Origin of the sequence: Microcoleus sp. K5-D4, from assembly GCF_036704575.1 — a bacterium.
GTDB lineage: Bacteria > Cyanobacteriota > Cyanobacteriia > Cyanobacteriales > Microcoleaceae > Microcoleus.
The window spans coordinates 118681-138052 of sequence record NZ_JAUBSD010000003.1 but is presented as its reverse complement, the minus strand read 5'-3'; the positions used below and the strand labels follow the sequence as shown (position 1 = coordinate 138052).

General features: G+C 45.3%; 12 protein-coding genes and 1 pseudogene. 8 read left to right on the top strand and 5 right to left on the bottom strand.

The window, feature by feature from the left end; genetic code table 11:
• The 5 genes from QUA77_RS02205 to QUA77_RS02185 all read right to left on the bottom strand — a co-directional run.
• On the bottom strand, positions 1–2354 hold a 2354-nt coding region (locus QUA77_RS02205), incomplete at its 3' end, for an AAA-like domain-containing protein (protein WP_333449113.1).
• Positions 2355–2390: 36 nt separating this feature from the next.
• A complete protein-coding gene (locus tag QUA77_RS02200) occupies positions 2391–4670 on the bottom strand; it encodes an AAA-like domain-containing protein (RefSeq protein ID WP_333449112.1) in 2280 nt (759 codons plus the stop codon).
• A 415-nt stretch (positions 4671–5085) separates the two neighbouring features.
• The gene (locus QUA77_RS02195; RefSeq protein WP_333449111.1) at positions 5086–6477 is read right to left on the bottom strand and encodes a serine/threonine-protein kinase; all 1392 of its coding nucleotides are present in this window, start codon (positions 6475–6477) and stop codon (positions 5086–5088) included.
• Between the two features lie 29 nt (positions 6478–6506).
• The gene (locus QUA77_RS02190; RefSeq protein WP_333449110.1) at positions 6507–8936 is read right to left on the bottom strand and encodes an ankyrin repeat domain-containing protein; all 2430 of its coding nucleotides are present in this window, start codon (positions 8934–8936) and stop codon (positions 6507–6509) included.
• A 205-nt stretch (positions 8937–9141) separates the two neighbouring features.
• Positions 9142–9276: a DUF4058 family protein gene (locus QUA77_RS02185; protein WP_445242330.1), complete on the bottom strand. Its 135-nt coding sequence runs from the start codon at positions 9274–9276 to the stop codon at positions 9142–9144.
• A 323-nt stretch (positions 9277–9599) separates the two neighbouring features.
• On the opposite strand from QUA77_RS02185, the gene fbp reads away from it, so the two are divergent.
• From fbp to codA, 8 genes and pseudogenes are all read left to right on the top strand, one after another.
• Positions 9600–10673 (top strand): class 1 fructose-bisphosphatase, encoded by a 1074-nt coding sequence (fbp, locus tag QUA77_RS02180; protein WP_333449109.1) that lies wholly within the window; start codon positions 9600–9602, stop codon positions 10671–10673.
• Positions 10670–10810: a hypothetical protein gene (locus QUA77_RS02175; protein ID WP_333449108.1), complete on the top strand. Its 141-nt coding sequence runs from the start codon at positions 10670–10672 to the stop codon at positions 10808–10810. The genes fbp and QUA77_RS02175 overlap by 4 nt, the downstream gene beginning before the upstream one ends.
• Before the next feature lie 109 nt (positions 10811–10919).
• Positions 10920–12074 (top strand): transaldolase, encoded by a 1155-nt coding sequence (gene tal / locus QUA77_RS02170; RefSeq protein WP_333449107.1) that lies wholly within the window; start codon positions 10920–10922, stop codon positions 12072–12074.
• Positions 12075–12335: 261 nt separating this feature from the next.
• The gene (zwf, locus tag QUA77_RS02165; RefSeq protein WP_333186118.1) at positions 12336–13865 is read left to right on the top strand and encodes a glucose-6-phosphate dehydrogenase; all 1530 of its coding nucleotides are present in this window, start codon (positions 12336–12338) and stop codon (positions 13863–13865) included.
• Positions 13866–13987: 122 nt separating this feature from the next.
• Positions 13988–15352, top strand: coding sequence for a glucose-6-phosphate dehydrogenase assembly protein OpcA (gene opcA / locus QUA77_RS02160; RefSeq protein WP_333449106.1), 1365 nt, complete (start codon positions 13988–13990; stop codon positions 15350–15352).
• Positions 15353–15739: 387 nt separating this feature from the next.
• The gene (locus QUA77_RS02155; protein WP_333449105.1) at positions 15740–17239 is read left to right on the top strand and encodes a cobyrinate a,c-diamide synthase; all 1500 of its coding nucleotides are present in this window, start codon (positions 15740–15742) and stop codon (positions 17237–17239) included.
• A gap of 149 nt (positions 17240–17388) precedes the next feature.
• Positions 17389–17880 carry an ureidoglycolate lyase gene (locus QUA77_RS02150; RefSeq protein ID WP_333038307.1) on the top strand — a complete coding sequence of 164 codons (492 nt, stop codon included), beginning with the start codon at positions 17389–17391 and terminating at the stop codon, positions 17878–17880.
• A 212-nt stretch (positions 17881–18092) separates the two neighbouring features.
• Positions 18093–19358: pseudogene (gene codA, locus QUA77_RS02145) on the top strand (cytosine deaminase).
• The last annotated feature ends 14 nt before the right edge of the window (positions 19359–19372 follow it).

Here is a 19372-nt window from a genome sequence, read left to right as displayed (position 1 = left end):
TGCCCGGTGAGGGTAGCAATGGGTTTTTGGGTTTGCACATTCCATAGTTTGATGGTCTTGTCAAAGCTGGCAGAAGCCAAAGTCAAGCCATCTGGACTAAAGGCGACGTTCCACACCGGATTGCTATGCCCGGTGATGGTAGCAATGGGTTTTTGGCTTTGCAGATGCCACAGTTTGATGGTCTTGTCAAAGCTGGCAGAAGCCAAAGTCAACCCATCGGGACTAAAGGCGACGGAATAGACCTCATTGCTATGCCCGGTGATGGTAGCAATGGGCTTTTGGCTTTTCAGGTGCCACAGTTTGATGGTGTGGTCACGGCTTGCAGAAGCCAAGGTCAAGCCATCTGGACTAAAGGCGACGCTCCACACAGAATTGATATGCCCGGTGAGGGTAGCGATGGACTTTTGGCTTTCCAGGTGCCACAGTTTGATGGTGTGGTCACTGCTTGCAGAAGCCAAAATCAAGCCATCGGGACTCAAGGCGAGGCTCAAGACCGGATTGCTATGCCCGGTGAGGGTAGCGATGAGTTTTTGGCTTTCCAGGTGCCATAGTTTGATGGTGTTGTCGTCACTTGCAGAAGCCAAAGTCAAGCCATCGGGGCTAAAGGCGACGCTTCTGACATAATTGCTATGGCCAGTGAGGGTAGCGATGGGTTCTTGGGTTTGCAGGTTCCACAGTTTGATAGTGTGGTCACTGCTGGCAGAAGCCAAAGTCAAGCCATCGGGACTAAAGGCGACGCTTCTGACAGAATTGCTATGCCCTTCCAAACTATTGCGCTCTTTTACTGCGGACACTGCTTGTTGCAGCGCAGCTATCACTCGTCCTCTAATTTGTTTTGTCGTCTCGGCTGAAGCATCTAGTTTTTTGAATGCTTGCCCTGCCTTTAATGCTTCCAACAGTGCTTGGAATGTCTGTCCTGAACGAAATGATTCATTAGAAAAAGCCGTTTCCTGGATGACATTTGCTAAATTCTGGGCTTGAGTGATTTTATATGTGGCCAATTGCTGTGCTTTAATTAGCGTCTGATTCGCCTCAGTCAAAATTTGATTCGCTTGTCTCTGTGCTTCTAACTCTCGTTCAACTTCCCGCTGTTGGACTTCCCGACTGGCATTTAAAAACTGATAATCCAAATCGCTCAAACTTTTATCTGCGGCCCAAGTTTGAGCATCTTGCAAGGCTTGACCCCGCAACAGTCGCGATTCATCTTGGCAATCAGACTCTATCCAAGCTTTAAAACTTTCGCTGTAAGGGCGGAGTTCCGCTAATTGTTTTTCCACCCAATCCAGGTTAAAAACCGATTGATAAATCCGGTTATAAACTTTAAGTTTGCCAGACTGCTTAACCACCAACCCAGTTAATCGTAGTTCCATTTGTTCGGGACTATCATCAGTCGCTATTTCATTGTGCTGCAAAATTTGCTGATATAGTCCCAATAACCGACTTGCCCGTTGTTCGCTGCGTAAAATGCGATCTCGAATCGTCTTTAAATGCTCTGGCTCATCTTGCCCTTCCCAATTATTAATCACTTTTGCTTGGACTAAACTTTCTACCCACTCAGAGGGATTTTGAAGGTATGTAAAATTTGCACTACCGAGCATTAGTTTACAAAGTTTTTGTGTTAAAAATGGCTGTCCGCCCGTCCAATACAACACCGCTTCTAACAAAGCTTGCGAATTTCCTGCTGCAGTTTCTAACCCCAGTGCCAAAGGTTGGACTTCGGCTAATTGAAACCCCGTTAACTCTATCCCTCGACCAATATTAAACGGAGTTCGTCGCTTATCTTGAATTAAATCTGAGGGAGTAGCTACCCCTAACATCGTAAATGTTAATCGACGATAATCGGGTTTGTCAGCTCGATTATTATAGCAATCACGAATCACAGCAAAAAAATCTTCTATTTTAAAATTTAAGCTGATTAAGCTGTCTGATTCATCGACAAAAATTACTATATTTTCTGAGATATGCTTGAGTAATACTTCTTCAATAAATTTACTAAATCGTTTAACATTCGATAGTAATCTGTTCTGCTCCCACCATTCATCTAAATCAAAAACCTCATACAAATCTAATCGGCTGACGATGCTATCGATCACGCCTGCGTACCACTCTTCTGGCGTAATATCTGAGGTGCCAATTTCTGTGATATCAATACTACTACAAGCGATTCCCTCTGCTTGTAACCGCTGCATTGTCCGCACTCGCAGGGATGATTTTCCCATTTGTCGGGAATTAAGAACATAGCAGAATTCTCCGGCTTTTAAAGCTTGATAAAGTTCTTCATCCGCCTTTCTCGTGACATAAGTTGGGGCGTTTGCAGGCAGGCTCCCTCCAACTTGATATTGATAATCTTTCATAGGTCATTGTTCATTCATAGGTGGAAAATCAGAAAATCAAGGAATTAATTTGTACAGTCGTACAGGTTCAGGAATTCCCTTTAACTGTTGCATACCTAAGTCAATCACATTTAAAGGTAAGTGGGTTTTAACGACTTGATAAACTGTGTCAGAAATACAGATTCCTCCTGGCTCTGCTTTGCCTTCTAAACGAGCCGCTAAATTTACACCAGCCCCCCTGATATCATTATTAAGAAAGAAGATTTCCCCCAAGTGAATACCAATGCGGTGTTGGAGCACATGAGTCGCAGGTAAGGTTGTAGCACCTTCGGCGAGACTTCGCTGTATTTCTAGCGCACAGGCTACTGCTTTTACAGCACTTTCTGGAAAGAAAATTAATAAACCATCGCCCATTTCTTTCAGGACTTTGCCTTGATGTTTAGCGCAGATGCCTCGGATGATGTTGAAATCTCGATTCACTAATTCTAGTGTCAGCTTTTGGTTGGCAACTGATAAAGCGGTGGAATTAACTACATCGGAAAAAATAATAGCTGCTAAATTACTCTCTACGTGCAAGCTTGATTGGTTATTCGTTTGTTGCCCAGCAGTCATCTTCACTTGGGGAGAGGCTAGACGATGGCTAAAATATTGACGATACAAACCACACAATGGCATGACAGCATTTCCCTGAAATTTGATCAACCCCATGCTTCGCAATTTAAAAGCCTCTCCGGTATGAATTTCTACAGGTTGTTCGCTATTAATGACTTGTCTAATTGTTGCTGCTAGTTCTGCATTTTGTTCCAAGTTAACTAAATGCCGTCGTAAATGATCGTAGTAAGGGCCTTCTTCAGTAGGAGCGACTTTTAGCAATCTATCTAAGCTAATTCTCCCTCTGGCAATTTGGTAGAGAGCAACTCTAACTAAATAAGGATGACCGCCCACCATTTCCATCAGATCACAAATCTCTTGATTTGACCAATTTAATCGGTGTCGATTCATTAAATCTGTTACCTGTCTCTGATTGAGTTCATGTAATTCTATGGGCAAGCCCACGTTAAATGGCGACTGATTAATATTGAGAGGAATATAAACTTCTTGAGAGTGAGAAATGACCAACCTCAGCTTTTTCCAAATTTCCTCATTTTTTCCCCGTTCGTGCCAAGCTCGTAATAATCCAAAGAAGTCGGTGGCTATTTCGGAATGCTCAAAAATGCGATCGACTTCATCTAACCCTAAAACAAGAGGCTGCACCGTGTTAGATAATAGATAGCGTTGGAAATACTTCGTGCTTTTATTTTTACTGCCGAGAACGCCTTTCCAATATTCTCCTAACCGGTCTTCTAAATTTAATTCATTGGTGATCTCAGCACAAAACCACTGCAACAATTCATCAAGATTGGTGAGGGAACTGCCATCAGCAGATTGAAAGTTTAAATAAGCCGTTTGATATCCCTGTTCCTTGGCTTGGTATAAAATTCGCTGTACTAAGGAAGTTTTTCCCATTTGCCGGGGGGCTTTGATTCGGATTAAAGCTCCGGGCTTGACAATAGTTTGGTAGCAGTCCGATTCAATGGGAGGTCGATCGATATATAGGGGTGAATCCAAACTCACAGAACCTTCGGGGTTATCTAAGTTGAGCAGAGAAAGGGGAGATGCGGCGATCGATCGCGCATTTTCCAGTACAGGCGACGACTCCTCAACGATATCGCTAACAGAAGCATCGCGCGATCGCCCTGCTGCATCCAACTCAGAAAAATCCGACTTTTTCTTTAATACCGGAGTCAGCTCTTCGGGAATACCTGCCATGCTGATGCTAACGCAACCCAATTTATAGGCAAATTCGATCGACTCTCCCGCCGCCAACGTATCGTAAAAACCTACAGCAAATTCTCGTGCGGCGTTATCTCCCACCGCTTGCTTCATGCCGATCACATAGGGAATGTGACGTGCGATCGCCTCAGCTTGCACTTCTGAATAGCAAGCGTTGAGTATTACGCACTCCACGTACTCCTGAAACGCCTCAAATAAAGCTGCCAAAGCTTTGGTATTTACCAGCTTAATTTGTCCCGCCTCATCTTCCAAGGCTAAACCGCCTTCTCCTGCACCATGCCCAGAGAAATGCACAATCTCTGGTTTATAATCTAATATGGCTCGCTGCATTTCTCTGGGTGTCACCGCCCACTGTTGCTCAAGTTGGAACTTGTCGGCCTTTTTAGAGCGTTGTAACCCCTCTGCAACTTCCTTCGCCTCTTTCTGTAAGTCCACAGGGGTGGTATTTTTGGGGTTGGCTGCCAAAAACAGGATAGTTTTTTTATTTCTAGGCGAAATACTCATTAATGGAACCTTTAGGAGAGGAGATACAGGAGCTTAACGACACTACCTCAGTCAGGGCGAGATATTTCTTGCCTTTATACGGTATTTAACCACAAACATCTTTATTTTTGTTGAGCAGTAAACTGGCAGAAACGATCGCCCTGAGTCAAGCATAACCAATCCACAAGGCGATCGCGACTCTCAACTAATCTTTTAGCTACGTATGCAAGAAGTGCGATCGGCTTCCCCTTTTGCAGTCCTATTTCATAAATATCGAGATTTTTTATATTTTTATTCTCATGCCAGATCCAGGACTTTTTGATGATTATTATTGCCTAAATTAGTACATAAAATCTTCTATACTTCCGCATTTATTTAATACACGCACTCCGAAAAAAACGGGTTTTTTATCAAATCTGTGGATAACAACAATGATTTATTTTAGTTTACTTAAACAATCATTCAATTCCCCTACCAACCATTCTTTCTCAGCTTGCGGCAAAAATAAGCCAAAACAATAGTTACGCGACTTGGCGCGAATCCCGCAAAAAGTCATCGATTTTTTGAGCAATGGCAGATGAATTCCCCTCAACTTTACCCGCTGGATATCTTGAGGGCTGATTTGAATTGGTCTTGGTCTAGTGAATAGATAATAATCAATCCAACACAAGCACATCAAAGCATAAAATACGGTAAATATTATTACAGCTATGATTGATATAAATACAAATAGCGGAAATAATTTACCTAGCCAGTCGGCTACAGTGTATTTAAACAAGCTAACTGTCGAGTCCTGCGGTACGGGTATCACCCCTAGTAATAAGTGGAAAATGGGAAGGAGCAAAGAGCAGGGAAGTAAAACTTTACAAGTCAGATGAATGAAGTGGAAAAACCCTTTGAGTCTGCTAGGTGAACGATCGGGGTGTATATGGATGAATAACCACCGTTTCGCGTCAATTAAAGTAATTCGGGATTGTGGTGAGCGCTTAAACATTTTTTCGGGATTAATCCCGCTTGGCTGTTCCCCTCGCAGCGCTAATAAAGCATCTTTTGCTGATTGAAATCGATCTTCAACTGCGGGTTCAATTATCTGATCTAACCACTCGGCAAACTCTGTAGAAATAGAGACGCGATCGCGGAATTTTACCTTCAGCTTTTGTCTGGGTAAATCCGATGGAAATTTCTGGGTTAACAGGAAAAGCAGCGTTGTTCCTAATCCATACAAATCTGTTGATAATACAGCTTTTCCTCTAAATTGTTCTGGTGCCATGTAACCGTAGGTTCCGACAACGGTACTGCCTCCAGTAACGGTATGATGGTAAGTATTTTGAACTGCGCCAAAATCAACTAGGAAGACTCGCCCATTTTTTTGCAGAATAATATTTTGGGGTTTAATATCTCGGTGGATTGCAGGAGGTAACAGCGATTGCAGATAAGCTAGAATTTCTAGCAATTGATAGGCGATATGACGAACTTGAGCTTCATTTGGTTTCCAGCCATTTTCTATCCACTGTGCGAGAGATTTTCCCGGTGCGAGTTGTTGGGCGATATAAAAACAACGATCTTGGGAAGTATCAACTTGAAAGTAGTCAATGTAGCGAGGAATTCCCGGATGATTCAATCCCGATAAAGTTTTTGCTTCTCGTTCAAATAACTCGATTTTCTTCCATTCAGTAGTCAGACGCAGGAATAAAGCTTTGAGTGCAACTTTTTGATTGCTGTTTAAATCTACAGCAGCATAGGTGATTCCAACTCCGCCCTGTCCTAATTTGCCGAGAATGCGATATCTTTCAGCAATGATTTTTTCCGATTGTTGTAGTGTTTTCATATTTTTGTGCCTGAGTTGATTGTGGATGATTAGTAGGTTGCACCGCGAGATATGAGTATTTTGGCTGCTGCTTCTCCGTCGGGGTTCCAGTTGGTTTCTGCTATCTTTAGGGGCGTGTCGCCATAGCAGTTTGTAGCGTTGATTGTTGCACCTTTCCCAATCAGTAATTTTAAGATTTCTACAGTGCCATAATGTGCGGCTTTGTGCAGGGGAGTTGTGTCACACTTATCTCTATTATTAACATCTGCACCGTTTTTAATTAGCAGTGCAGCAATATCATTGTGTCCGATCGCGATCGCTTGATACAACGGAGTTTGACCGTTCTCATTTCTAACGTTAACCCTTGCGCCATTAGCAATTAGCAGTTCAGCGATATCTTGAGAGCCTTGAGCAACAGCAAGATGCAGGGGAGTTTGAAGCAAGTTATTTTTGGTATTAACGAATGCACCTTTGGCAATGAGTTGTTTGGCTACATCCTCAAGTTTGAAATCTAGAGCGATATGCAGTAAAGTTCTGCCTTCTTTGTCTTCACTATTAACATCTGGGTTTTTACTAATTAGCAGCGCCACTGCATCCTGAAGTTTCAGGTCTACGGCGATATCCAGTGGAGTTTTTCTTTGATAATCTTGGATATTAATTTCTGCACCTTTAGCAATCAGCAATTTTAAGATTTCTACAGTGCCATAATGTGCGGTTTTGTGCAGTGGAGTTCTGCCAGATCCATCTATATTATTGACATCTGTACCGTTGTTAATTAGCAGTGCAGCAATCTCATTGTGTCCGATCGCGATCGCTCGATACAATGGAGTTTGACCGTTCGCATTTCTAGCGTTAACCCTTGCGCCATTAGCAATTAGCAGTTCAGCGATATTTTGATAGCCTCGCTCGACAGCAAGATGCAGGGGAGTTCTTTTTTCACTATCCAGAATCGCCACATTTGCACCGTCTTTAATTAGCTGTTGTACCAACTCCTTAAAACCTATTTTGGCTGCATTATGTAATAAAGCTGTACTCTTGCCATTTCGGGCATTGTCTTCTTTGATGTTAATTTTTGCGCCTGCGGCGAGTAGTATCTTTGCGATCGCCTTCGATCGCGCCGTATGTAGAGGAGTCAAGCCATTTTTGTTTTTGGCATTGACATCCGCACCTTTAGCAATCAGCAACTTGGCCATTTCAGGCGATCGGGCAAAGAACAGAGGAGTTCTATTAAAATATTGACTTCCTGTCCGGGCGTTAATATCTGCACCTTTAGCAATTAGCGTCTGTGCCACTTTTATGTGATCGAACATAGCAGCGATGTGTAATGGGGTACCGCCATGTGTACCCTTAGCGTTGACATCTGCACCTTTGGCAATTAACAATTCTGCCACCTCTTTTGAGCCAGCAAAGTGTAGTAAATTCTGACTGCCTATCCTGCTATTGGCACTAATACCAAGATCCAGATAATGCCTAATAGTGTTAGTATCTCCCTGGCTGGCAGCCTCGACAACTGCATCGGGTGTAAATCCAATCCGGTTGAGGATGGGATATTTAAAGTGATTAAAAACAGCAACAGTAGCAATAGCAGCAATTCCTATTTTGAGGCGCTTTTTCCATTGCGTCGGATTGGATTTAACGTTAACTCTTCGAGGATTGTGAAGAGATTCAAGCGCTTCTTGTGCCGATTCAAAGCGGTTTTCTAAATCTGGCGCGATCGCTTTTTCTAACCAATCGGCAAATGCTGAAGAAATCTGAATTTGAGAGCGAAAATCTTTCTCTAGTATATTTGTTGGTAATTCGGCGGGGGAACGGTGGGTTAGTAAATACAACAATGTCGCTCCTAAACCATATAAATCTGTTGCAGGTACGGCTTGTCCGAGACATTGTTCTGGAGCCATATAACCATAGGTTCCAACTACGGTACTTCCTCGCATTAAAGTATTGTAATAAGTGTTTTGCACTGCTCCAAAATCTACTAAGCAGACTGCCCAGTCTTTTTCTTTGTGGGAATCGATCGGCGATTTGAAAACAATATTTTCTGGTTTAATATCCCGGTGGATCACAGGTGGTATCTGTGAATGGAGATAAACTAAAATCTCCAAAATTTGTGTTGCAATGCGTTGAATTTCAGGTTCACTAGCGTGCCAGCCATTTTCGACTAAACTCGCTAGAGATTGCCCTTGGGCCAGTTCTTGTACTATATAAAAACAACGGTTATCGGGAGTATCGACATAAAAATAATCCAAATAACGCGGAATTCCCGGATGATTCAATTTTGATAAAACATTGGCTTCTCGTTCAAATAGTTCCAGGACTTTCCAGTCATTCATCTTCTGTAAAGACAAAGCTTTGAGTGCGACTCGCTGGTGTGTTTGGAGGTCAACGGCTTCATAAGTTGTGCTACTACCGCCTTCTCCGAGTAGCTTTTTAATTTGATAGTGTTTGACTAAGTTATGGGGAATTTGTTCAACAATATCCATAGCATTATCCTGGGTTCATGAGTACCAACAAACATTTTATACTTGGGTTTTTAAAACCCAAATTTTGAAAAATTTCTGCAATGTAAATTGAGTGTTTGAGTATATTTCAAACAAGTCAATAGAAAAGTCAATGACGGACTCTGTATATTTGCTTAAATTTCAATTACCGTATTTCTATGGAGAGCTTACCCAGAATTTTGGAGTGTCATATCACCTTTGGCGAAAATTTGCGTACGGGATATTGATCGTAATCGAGCCGATAATCATAGCCGGCGCGATCGTAAATGCCTGCAAGCAATTCCGGCAAATTAACAATAGGTTCTACATCTTCTTCGCGCAAAGGAAGTTGTCGGTCTTTTTGAGATGCTAGCCAACGTTCGTAGGCTTCTCTATCGCCACTTTCTCTCTCAGCGCCCTCTGCGTCCTCTGCGGTTAATCAAAAAAATTAGTGATTTTGAATACAATTCCCGACTCAACAGCCGCTCGCACTCCTCAATTTTCGATGCGGATCTAAAATTCACCTAAAGTTCGACGCCCTTTGGCAAAACCCTTCCTAAGATAGAAGTTGGGGGACGATCGGTCTTTTAGCCGATTCAGGAGCAAGAGTCAAGGACTCCATCGAACCCAAATCCAGAGCAGCAAGACAGGGAGGACATCAAAATCATGGTAAACGCGCCGACAGGGGAAGCCCGACTGGGCCCGATGGATCAGGTGCAAGCCTTAGACCGCGATTGCACAACCCTATCTCGTCACGTACTCCAGCAACTTCACAGCTTTTCAGCAGATGCTCAAGATCTCAGCGCCCTGATGAATCGCATCGGGCTGGCGGCAAAGCTGATCGCGAGGCGGCTCAGCAGAGCCGGATTAATGGCAGATGCCTTGGGGTTTACAGGGGCTACGAACGTGCAGGGAGAATCTGTCAAAAAGATGGATATCTATGCCAATGAAGTGTTTATCTCGGTATTCCAGCAAAGCGGACTTGTCTGCCGCTTGGCTTCGGAGGAAATGGAAAAACCCTACTACATTCCCGAAAACTGTCCGATCGGACGCTACAGTCTGCTCTACGACCCCATAGACGGTTCTTCCAATCTTGACATCAATCTCAATGTCGGCTCAATATTCAGCATCCGCAAGCAAGAAGGGGACGATGAAGACGGTTCTGCTTCCGACTTGCTGCAACACGGACACAAACAAATCGCGGCCGGTTATGTACTCTACGGCCCGAGTACCATGCTGGTTTATTCGATCGGTCAGGGTGTTCATTCCTTTACCCTCGATCCCAGTTTGGGCGAGTTCATTCTAGCTAACGAAAACATTAAGGTTCCCGATCGCGGCCCGATTTACAGCGTTAATGAAGGCAACTTCTGGCAGTGGGAGGAATCTTTGAGAGATTACATTCGCTACGTACACCGCAGCGAAGGCTACAGCGCCCGGTACGGCGGGGCTTTGGTGGGAGATTTCCACCGCATTTTATTCCAGGGAGGCGTGTTTTTGTACCCCGGAACGGTGAAAAAGCCGGAAGGCAAATTGCGTTTGCTCTACGAATCGGCTCCCTTGGCGTTTTTGATGGAGCAAGCCGGCGGGCGCGCCAGTACCGGTATTCAAGACATCATGGATGTAGTGCCGACCAAGCTGCACGAGCGATCGCCCTTGATTATCGGCAGTAAAGAGAATGTAGCGATGGTCGAGTCTTTTATTCAAGATCGATCGCGCAATCCTAGAACAGTCCAAGGGTGAAGGAAAAGGGAAGTTCGGCAACGGATTATGTAACGGATGTAACGGATGTCAGAAAGAGGGAAGAGGGAAGTTCGGCAACGGATTATGTAACGGATGTAACGGATGTCAGGAAGAAGGAAGAGGGAAGAGGGTTTTAACTTATAACTTTCGACTCCCAATTACCAATTGCCCATTGCCAATTTTCAATTTTCAATTCCCAATTTCCAAGTCCCAATTAACAGCTATCAAATTGTAGGAGTTACAGTAATGACAGCAACGTCAACGAATCACCTGTTAGAAATCAAAGAAATTGGCCAAAGTATCTGGATGGACAATTTGACTCGCGATCTGATCGAGTCCGGCGAACTCAAACAGATGATTGAAAGTAGGGGACTGCGAGGGATTACATCTAATCCGGCGATTTTCGAGAAAGCGATCGCGGGTAATGTGATTTACGACGCGGATATCGAAGCGGGCATCCGGGCGGGTAAATCTGTCATGGAGATTTACGAATCTCTGGTATTTGAAGATATCCGCAACGCTTGCGACATCTTCGCCCCAGTTTACGCAGAGTCGAAGGGTTTGGACGGCTACATTAGCATTGAAGTGCCACCGACGATCGCCAACGATACAGAAAGTACGATTACCGAAGCCGTGCGCTATTACCAAGCCCTCGGCAAAGAAAACGTGATGATTAAGATTCCGGGAACCGCTGAAGGTTTGCCCGCAGTCGAGCGAGTCATCAGCGAAGGCATTAACGTTAACGTGACTTTGCTGTTCTCGGTTGACAGCTACGTCGAAACCTTCTGGGCTTACATTCGCGGTTTGGAAGCGCGGGTGGCTAAAGGTTTGGATGTGAGCAATATTGCTTCTGTTGCCAGTTTCTTCTTGAGCCGGATCGACATCAATGTCGATGGCAAGATTGACGAGAAACTCAAAAATGTCACAGATATTTCCACAAAAGCTAGACTGGAAGCGGTGAAGGGGAAAGTGGCGATCGCCAATGCGAAGATAGCTTACCAGAAGTATAAAGAGATCGTAGCGAGCGATCGCTGGCAAGCATTAGCGGCTAAAGGAGCGAAAGTGCAGCGCTTGCTGTGGGCTTCCACCAGCACCAAAAACCCCAACTACAGCGATGTGATGTACGTCGATGAATTAATCGGCCCCGACACCGTTAACACTTTGCCACCGAACACCGTTGAAGCTTGTTTCGATCACTGCGATGTCGCACCCCGGATTGAGAACAACGTTGAAGAAGCTTACACCCTGATCGAAAGTCTCAAAGATCCCGACATAGACATCAACTTGGACCAAGTGATGGCAGACTTGCTCATCGACGGGATTGAGAAATTCGTCAATCCGTTCCAATCCCTGATGGATTCCTTGCAAGAGAAAGTCCAGAAGTTGTCACCCGTCGCTTAGGCAGATATCTGTATCCTGAAAGGCAGAAGCATTTAGGAATCGGAGTAGATAATTATTTGGGTTCTTAAAGGCTGAGTTTTAAATCCTCTCTAGGAATTTTGAGATTAATGGGTGTCAGGGTTCCTAGAGAGCAAAATCATCTGCCTCCTCTAGCAGTATTAAGAATCGATTAACTCTCTCACCCAGCAACTAGCAGAAATGACCGCAAACTATCATGGTGTCTTGGCAGGGTTAACATCACTAGAACAAGGAAAATAAATAATGGTAACGCTACTTGAAAATCCACTGCGGGTCGGTTTGCGAAAAGAACGGGTGCCGGAACCACAAATTCTGGTAATCTTCGGAGCTTCTGGGGATCTCACCCAGCGCAAACTGGTACCTGCAATTTATCAGATGAAGCGCGATCGACGCTTGCCACCGGAAACTACCGTGGTGGGAGTAGCCCGCCGCCCTTGGAGTCACGATTACTTCCGAGAGCAAATGCGCGAAGGCATTGAAGAATTTGGCGGCGGCATTGGGAGTGAAGAATTGTGGCAAGATTTCGCTCAAGGTTTGTACTATTGTCCGGGCGACATTGATAACCCCGAAAGCTATCAAAAACTCAAAGCTTTCTTAGCAGAAATCGACGAAGAAAGGAGAACTCGCGGCAATCACATATTTTATCTATCAGTTTCCCCGAACTTTTTCCCAGAAGCAATTAGGCAACTGGGCGATGCTCAAATGCTGGTAGATCCAGTAAAACACCGCTTGGTAATTGAAAAACCCTTCGGTCGCGACTTGAGCTCGGCAAAAGCTCTCAACCGAGTCGTGCAGAAGGTTTGCCAAGAACAGCAAGTTTACCGTATAGACCATTATTTGGGTAAAGAAACTGTTCAGAATTTAATGGTGTTCCGGTTTGCTAACGCGATTTTTGAACCGCTGTGGAATCGGCAATTTGTGGATCACGTACAAATTACAGTTGCAGAAACAGTAGGCGTAGAAGACCGGGCGGGTTACTACGAATCCTCTGGGGCGTTGCGGGATATGCTGCAAAACCACTTGATGCAGATTTTCTGTCTGACGGCGATGGAACCGCCGAACTCGCTCGACGCTGACAGCATCCGCACCGAAAAGATGAAAGTTCTGCAAGCAACTCGCTTGGCAGATTTGAATAACTTGGAGTTCTCAGCGATTCGGGGTCAATATTCCGCAGGTTGGATGAAGGGGAAACCGGTGCCGGGGTATCACGATGAACCGGGGGTTGCTCCCAATTCGACAACGCCGACTTTTGTGGCGATGAAGTTTATGATTGACAACTGGCGCTGGCAGGGAGTGCCTTTCTACCTGCGAACCGGCAAACGGTTGCCGAAAAAAGTTAGCGAAATTGCGATTCAGTTCCGCGAAGTTCCGCTGCTAATATTTCAGTCCGCGGCCCAACAAACTACTCCTAACGTTTTGACTATGCGCGTGCATCCCAACGAGGGGATTTCGCTGAGGTTTGAGGCGAAAATGCCGGGGCCGGATTTGCGGACGCGGACGGTGGATATGGATTTCAGTTACGGTTCTTCCTTTGGGGTGACATCTTCGGATGCTTACGATCGCCTGTTAATTGATTGTATGCTGGGCGACCAAACTTTATTTACCCGTTCTGATGAAGTGGAAGAAGCTTGGCGGGTGGTAACGCCGGCGCTGATGGATTGGGAATCGTCCAACGAACAGGAGTTGGTTCCTAAATACGAAGCGGGTACTTGGGAACCGGCGGAAGCAGAACTGCTAATTAACAGAGACGGTCGCAAGTGGCGCAGACTTTAAGAGTCATTAGTCAGCAGTCTTTAGTTTATTGGTCAGGATTAGCCATTATTGATTAGCTAAAAACCAATGACTAAGAACCAATGACTAATGACTAATAACAAATAACAAAGGAGAAAAGATTTATGACGATGACACCGATGAAAGCTCCGCCTCTGGTTTCGCTGCAAAATCCTAAAGATGTGTCGATCGACCAAATAGAAGCCGAATTGAGTCAAATTTGGGAAAGTTACAGAGAATCTGGTTCAAAGGGCGATTCTCCGATCGCTAGTAGGGCAACAACTTTTACTTTTATAGTCTACGAACCCGAAGAAACTCAGCGGTTATTAGCGGATCTGGGGTTTTACGACGGGCCGGTGGACGGTATTACCGGGCCGATGACGGCATCTAGCATCAGGGCGGCTCAAAAAGCTTACGGGCTGCCGAGAACTGGCAAACCTAACGCTGAATTGCTGGCGACTTTGCGGGAAGAAGTGGCTCGCAAAAATTCAAAAGGCGAGGAGATGGGATCGAGTGGTTTGGGTTCCGGGGGTTCGGGGGTGGCTGATGCGATCGTGGCTGCCAATCCCTGCCGGATTATTGCTCTGTGCCCGACGGCGGGGGAAGATACGGGCGTGCAGGCTCAAGTGGCTGCTTATTGTCCTGTCCACAAGCGCACCACCGGCAATCTGATCTGCTGCGAGTATATTACGCTCCGGGGTACGGAAGCTGCGCTGGAACGGGTGAGCGGCATCGTGACGGCGTTGACGATCCCGGATTTGCCGACGCTGCTGTGGTGGAAGGCGAATCCTGATGCCGATCGAGGTTTGTTCCAGCGGCTGGCGGCAATTAGCAGTTCTGTGATTGTTGACTCTAGCAGCTTTGCCGAGTGTGAAGCGGAATTGCTGTTGATGCAAAGTCTGATCGAAGAGGGAATTCCGATCGCGGATCTGAATTGGCGCCGGCTGGCCGCGTGGCAGGAGTTGGCTGCTGAGGCTTTTGACGCGCCGGAACGTCGCGCTGCGATTCGGGAAATCGATCGGGTGACGATCGATTACGAACAGGACAATTCTACTCAAGCGCTGATGTATTTGGGTTGGCTGGCGAGCCGGCTTCAGTGGCGTCCGGTTGCTTTCAAACAGGAAGAGGGCGATTACCAAATCAAGCGAATTAAATTCGCGGGGCCGGACGAACGGGTTGTAGAAGCGGAGTTGGCTGCTATTCCTACTGCTGATACGGGCGATGTCCCGGGCGATTTGATTGCTCTGCGTTTGAGTTCTACGAACGAGAAGGCTGACTGCGGTACGGTTCTGTGTTCGGAAGTGGGCGGCTGTATGCGGATGGAAACGAAGGGTGGCGCTCAAACCGATCGGTTTAACCAGGTGAGTCCTCTGTTCGATCAGGTGACGGAACAGTTGCTGGGCCAACACTTGCTGAGTTGGGGCCGGGACGTGCTTTACGAAGAAAGTTTGGCAGTAACGGCTCAAATGCTGAAGTTAGCTAAGCGGTAAAAAGAAGTTCGGCAACGGATTGTGTACCGGATGTAACGGATGTAACGGATGGATGGAATCAGGAGCAAGGAGAAAAAAATAAGCAAGACGGATTGAGTTAATATTCAGTGGGGCAGGCAATGTCTGCCCTACTTTTATTCTTCTCTTTTCTTCCTTCGCGCTCTTAGCGTCTTCGCGGTTCGTTAAATAGTTATTATTTGAGCGGTGCGAGAGCAATACTCATAACTTTATCAACTGTCTATTTTTATGAGGAAAGATTGCTTAAATATTGATTGATACAGAAACCGCAGATACAAGGCAGATTAACACAGATAAACGCAGATAATTTCCTAATTAGAAAGTGACGTGGGCAATCTTATCTATTATTTATTTTAACTGACTAGAACTATGGCTTTAGTAATTGCTGGCGAACGCAGCGGTGCGGGAAAGACGACTGTGACGATCGCCCTTTTAGCTTATTTAGTCCGTCGCGGCTTGAATGTTCAATCTTTTAAGGTAGGCCCGGATTACATCGATCCGATGTTTCATGCTTTTGTCACGGGTCGCCCCTGTCGGAATTTAGATGCAATATTAACCTCTGAATCTTATGTAAAAAAGTGTTTTTCTCGTCATATTCAAGATGTCGATTATGCCTTAGTTGAAGGGGTAATGGGTTTATTTGATGGAGTGAGTCGAAAAACTCAGGAATCACGAAGCCACGACACGGATTTTGACACGGATACACGAATTAACTATCGAAAAGAAGAAGGCAATTATGATTTTTCCTTTGCTTCTACGGCTCATGTTGCTTATTTGCTAAATGTGCCGGTATTGTTTGTGATAGATTGCAGCAGGCTCTCTGGTTCTGTGGCTGCGATCGCCCACGGTTTTCGTTCTTTTAACCCTGACCTTAAATTCGCTGGTTTGGTGCTCAATCGGGTGGCGAGCGATCGACATTTGGAGTTGCTTCAAGATGCTCTCAAACCGCTCAATTTACCTATTTTGGGCGTTTTGCGTAGAGATGAGGCTGTTAGTATTCCCGATCGACATTTGGGGCTGATTCCGGCTGAGGAGTTGCCGAATCTTCATGCTGCGATCGATAAATTAGCTGATTTGGCTGCTGTTAGTTTTGACTGGGAGCAACTTTTGCCTTTGTTGGCTGCAACTCGAAATGGGGGGGGTGAGGGGTCTGATCAACTTTTGGGTAGACACAATCTCCCTTCCAAAATTGTAACTAAAAAAGATGATGTTGTCAACAGTTTGGGAAAACAATTTGGAGTGAGGATTGCAGTTGCGCGCGATCGGGCTTTTAATTTTTACTATCAGGATAATCTTGATTTGTTGGAAGAGTTGGGTGCGGAGTTAGTATTTTGGAGTCCCCTTGATGACGCTGTTTTTCCTGACAATGTGCAAGGGTTATATTTTGGTGGTGGTTTTCCCGAGGTGTTTGCTCAAAAATTGAGCGGTAATGTTTTAATTCGGGATGCGGTAAAAAGTGCGATTTTTTCGGGAATGCCGACTTATGCGGAGTGCGGCGGTTTGATGTATTTGTGCGATTCTATTGTAGACTTCGATGGCAATTCTTGGCCAGGGGTGGGAGTGTTGGAAACTGCTGCTGCGATGGGAAAGCGTTTGACCCTGGGATACCGAGAAGCTGTGGCGGTGAGGGATAGTTCGGTGTTAACTGCTCTTGATGAGGTTTGGGGACATGAGTTTCATCGATCGCACTTAACTGTGGAACCGACTAATCCAGTTTATCACAGTTGGAGGTACGGCAAGCGGGGGGAAGTTGAGGCGGTTGCTGAAGGTTGGGGAGTTTGTCAGGTGCACGCTTCTTATTTGCATTTGCATTGGGGTGCTCGGCCTGATATTCCGGCTCGTTTTTTGCAGCAGTGTGCTGATGCGTGATTGTAAGGGTGTTTTGGGCGATCGAGAAAGCGAACTAGATTTTTTTATTTAATTAACCGCAGAGGACACAGAGGGCACAGAGAAGAGATGAGAGAGGGTTTACTGTATTAGAATGTTCATGACGGATCAAGCTAGGGATGTTGGGATTTATGAGCGAATCAATTTCGACTAAGCAGTTGTCCGCACAATGGGTAACACCAGATAATTTTCGGAGTTACGGTCAAGTTATCTTTGCGGCTGTTGATGGCAAGTCTTTCGATGCTGAGGATGCTCAGTTAAGTTTGCAAAATGGTATTCCTAGATTTTACATTATGCGGCTGCACGAGAAAGGTCGCAAGTTTGGCAAAATTACGCGGCACGTTCAATGTACTCAGTGTTTGGGTTCTTTGGAGGGAAAGGATTGGTTGATGGCGGTTGCGCCTCCTGGAGATAGCTATAAACCGAGTTTAGAGGATATGGCTGCTTTTCGGATTCCGGGCAATTGTTTTATTAAGTTAGATGTGGGGACTTGGCACGCTGGGCCTTATTTTGATGCGGATTTTGTGGATTTTTACAATCTGGAGTTGAGCAATACTAATGTGGTTGACCATTTTACCTTTGATTTGGTAAAAAATCACAATCTGGAGTTTGAGATTGTCTGATGTTGGCGATTTGTCGTTGCGCTTTCTGCGGGGTGATTCTCGTTACAGGTTGGTTTTTTGAGTAAGATTTGTTAACCGCAGAGGGCGCAGAGGACGCAGAGGAGGAGAAGGAGGGGGTTGGCAAGTGATTGGGGAATTCTTTTGGTCTTACTAGGCTGAGTAGTAACTAGGAACGATCGCGTTTACAAGTGTTAAATTTAGCTGCAATTGTCATGCCTGAGCAAAAGTATAGCATTGTTCTGCGCCAATGTCGTTTGTTAGGTGTGGGCAACAGTCAAACAGTGGATATCGCTATTGATGGGGACAAAATAGCCGCCGTATCGACGCAGATTTCCGAATTGGGAGAATCCGAAATCGATGTTGGAGGCAAATTAGTCTCTCCCCCGTTTGTGGAGTCGCACATTCATCTAGATTCGGCTTTGACTGCGGGGGAACCGCGATGGAATCAAAGCGGCACTTTGTTCGAGGGAATTCAAATCTGGGGAGAACGAAAGCAAAGTTTAACGCTGGATGATATCAAAAAACGGGCTGTTGAAACTTTAAGGCTGCAAGCGTCTCAAGGGATTTTGTTTGTCAGGAGTCACGCTGATGTTAGCGAACCGACGCTGACTGCTTTGCAAGGAATTTTGGAAGTTCGAGAACAAGTCAAAGATTGGATGACTCTGCAAGTTGTGGCTTTTCCCCAAGACGGGATTTATGGAAGTCCAGAAAATGACAAACTTTTAGAGAAATCTCTGGATATGGGTGCGGATGCTGTGGGCGGGATTCCGCATTATGAGTTGACGCGGGAAGATGGGGTGAAGTCGGTTGATCTAATTTATGAACTTGCTGAAAAATACTAGAGATTAATAGATGTTCACTGCGATGAAATCGATGATGAACAGTCGAGATTTTTGGAAGTTGTAGCAGCTTGTGCGATTAGAAGCGGGGCGGGTTCGCGGGTGACGGCTAGCCACACGACGGCTTTCGGTTCTTATAACAATGCTTATGCTTTTAAGCTGATGGGAAGTTTGGCAAAATCGGGAATTAATTTTATTGCCAATCCTTTAATTAATATCATCCTGCAAGGCCGCGCTGACACTTATCCCAAACGCCGTGGGGTGACGCGAGTTAAGGAGTTGTGGCAACAGGGATTGAATGTGAGTTTTGGTCACGACTGCGTGCAAGATCCTTGGTATAGTTTAGGTACGGGAAATATGTTGGATGTCGCTCATATGGCGGTTCATGTTTGTCAAATGACGGGAATGGCTGAGATTGCGGCTTGTTTTAATATGGTCACTGTCAACGGGGCTAAAACTCTCTATCTGGGAGATGATAATTATGGGATAGATGCCGGTCAACCTGCAAATTTGATTGTCTTGGATGCTGAGGATTGTTATGATGCAATTAGGAGGCGCGCTGCGGTTCGGTATGTGATTTCGCGGGGAAAGTTGCTGGCGGAAACTGAACCTGCTAAAATGAGTTTTTATTCGGTTTGACAAACAATATTTTA

Excerpts from the sequence above, each read along its gene's own strand:
- QUA77_RS02200 (WP_333449112.1), bottom strand. The coding sequence starts at position 4,670 with ATGAGTATTTCGCCTAGAAATAAAAAAACTATCCTGTTTTTGGCAGCC.
- QUA77_RS02195 (WP_333449111.1), bottom strand. The coding sequence starts at position 6,477 with ATGAAAACACTACAACAATCGGAAAAAATCATTGCTGAAAGATATCGC.
- QUA77_RS02190 (WP_333449110.1), bottom strand. The coding sequence starts at position 8,936 with ATGGATATTGTTGAACAAATTCCCCATAACTTAGTCAAACACTATCAA.
- fbp (WP_333449109.1), top strand. The coding sequence starts at position 9,600 with ATGGTAAACGCGCCGACAGGGGAAGCCCGACTGGGCCCGATGGATCAG.
- tal (WP_333449107.1), top strand. The coding sequence starts at position 10,920 with ATGACAGCAACGTCAACGAATCACCTGTTAGAAATCAAAGAAATTGGC.
- zwf (WP_333186118.1), top strand. The coding sequence starts at position 12,336 with ATGGTAACGCTACTTGAAAATCCACTGCGGGTCGGTTTGCGAAAAGAA.
- opcA (WP_333449106.1), top strand. The coding sequence starts at position 13,988 with ATGACGATGACACCGATGAAAGCTCCGCCTCTGGTTTCGCTGCAAAAT.
- QUA77_RS02155 (WP_333449105.1), top strand. The coding sequence starts at position 15,740 with ATGGCTTTAGTAATTGCTGGCGAACGCAGCGGTGCGGGAAAGACGACT.
- QUA77_RS02150 (WP_333038307.1), top strand. The coding sequence starts at position 17,389 with ATGAGCGAATCAATTTCGACTAAGCAGTTGTCCGCACAATGGGTAACA.